The sequence below is a fragment of the Halorubrum sp. Atlit-28R genome, from assembly GCF_003665955.1.
Taxonomy (GTDB): Archaea; Halobacteriota; Halobacteria; order Halobacteriales; family Haloferacaceae; genus Halorubrum; species Halorubrum tropicale.
This window is the reverse complement of sequence record NZ_QPLS01000020.1, coordinates 1-1,873: the sequence shown is the minus strand read 5'-3', so window position 1 is coordinate 1,873 and position 1,873 is coordinate 1. Positions and strand designations below refer to the sequence as shown.

1 protein-coding gene is annotated in these 1,873 nt (G+C 57.1%); it reads left to right on the top strand.

The window, feature by feature from the left end; genetic code table 11:
* Positions 1-1,687: transposase (locus DVK06_RS16540; protein WP_121601104.1), on the top strand; the 1,687-nt coding region annotated here is incomplete at its 5' end.
* Between the last annotated feature and the right edge of the window lie 186 nt (positions 1,688-1,873).

Genomic DNA, 1,873 nt, shown 5'->3' with positions numbered 1-1,873 from the left:
CGACACTCTTGACCACGAACAGGGCGACCCGAAACCTTGGGAAGCTGTCTTCCGAGCGCACGTGCTCCGCTGCGTGAAGGGCTGGAACAGTGAAACAACTCTCTGGAAATATCTCAAACAGAAGCCGTTTCTCAGCACGCAGCTCGGCTTCGACGGCATCCCTACTCAGTCCACACTCTGGCGGGCTTGGAACGGCCGTCTCGAAGATGTCCGCGACGCCGTTCGAGATGCTGCTGAGGTCGTCGTGGATATCGCTCGATATCACGATATTCCTGCGCCCGAACCCTCGTTTCTACCCAACCAGCCGACGGATACAGTCACACGTTCAAAAAGCAAGGATACGCTCGCTCGTGAGAAGGCCCGCGAGGTTTGGAAGGGTGCGAAGCCCATCGTCGAGGACTGTTTCCACCTTGACCGCAGCAGAAACGCAAGTATACCCGAAGGCGCATTCTGGGAACAGCAGTCATACCTCGGGATGCGGACTGATATGCACCCGAACGACGGCGCACAGTCCTTTGCCGTCGACTCCACCCGATCGAAGACGCCGTCTGTCGACTCCCACCGGCTCCAGACGAAAGATCTCGGCGTCGGACGTATCCGGACTATGCTCCGGGAGACTAGCCGGACACTCGTTAAGCAGGCGAAATCCAAGGACAAGATGGGCCGCAAGCAGATGGCAGCCATCGACATCACGAAAGGCAACCCGTGGGATGGCGAGATCACCCGAGATCGGAGCGGACAGAATCAGGAACCGTGGATTCTTGGGTACAAAGGCGATGACGGGCCGTTCTTCCAGTGGGCAGTCATCAAACTCGTCGGTCACGATGTCCCGCTCATACTCGATGCCGTCCCAGTTGAACGCGGCCGGAAGCGAGCAGATCTCGTAGACGATCTGCTTGATGGTGCGACAGATATTGTCCCCGATCTGGACCTCGTGATGATGGACCGCGAGTTCGCCAACGATGGCGTGAAAGACGCCTGCGAGAAGCACAACGTTCACTACCTGAATCCGGGCGTTGTGCGCTCCAGCAGCGACCACGAACACCAGATTGCCAAGCTCGCCAGCGAGAACAGAGACTTCGACGTGGTCAAGCAAAGGCGTCTGGACGACGGGCCAGCACGAAAGGCAGTCTATCTCCCGAAGCGCGAGTGGGAACGTGAAGACGAAGATGACGATGAGAATGACGTCACGATTCGGCAGGAACTTATCGAGGAGTTCGAAGATATTGGCGAGACAACGCCGCTCTCAGAGGACCGCGGCGGCAACTCACCGCTGGGAAATCTCCTTGATGAGGTGCGTGAGGAAGAGGAGATCATGGAGCCAGCGCGGGTTGAAGCACCAACGGTGCCGTTCGAGACGAATCTTCCGTGGGTGGATGTCAATCCTTCGGACGACCGGGAGATGAAACATCAGATTGGGCGGCTGATGGTCCGATACAAGCGCCGGTGGGGCATCGAAAACGGGTTTAAGAAACTGAAGACGTTCCTCGCGGAGACACAGTCACCCGACCACCGGTTCCGGTACTTCAACTTCGCGTTCGCCTGCGTGTTGTACAACTGCTGGCGACTCGTGGATATCCTCGTGCAGTTGGAACTCCACGGTGAGGTCGGCGACCAGCCGGCGGTCTCTTCGAACTCGTTCCTGACATTTGCCAAGAAGAACTACGGTCTCGATCCACCCGACTAATTTCTTGTCTCCTCTGAGTTTGCTTGATCGTGAGCGGCAGCGCTGACCTAATCGGCGATTTTCTATCGGAATTGTGAACGCTACGCGATAGGTCTCTCAGAAACGCATTTCGAGGCCCGCTCGGCCACTTCTTTCAGATGACTTAGCCTCGAAACCTGTGCATCATAGACCCATCTTCGCAACATC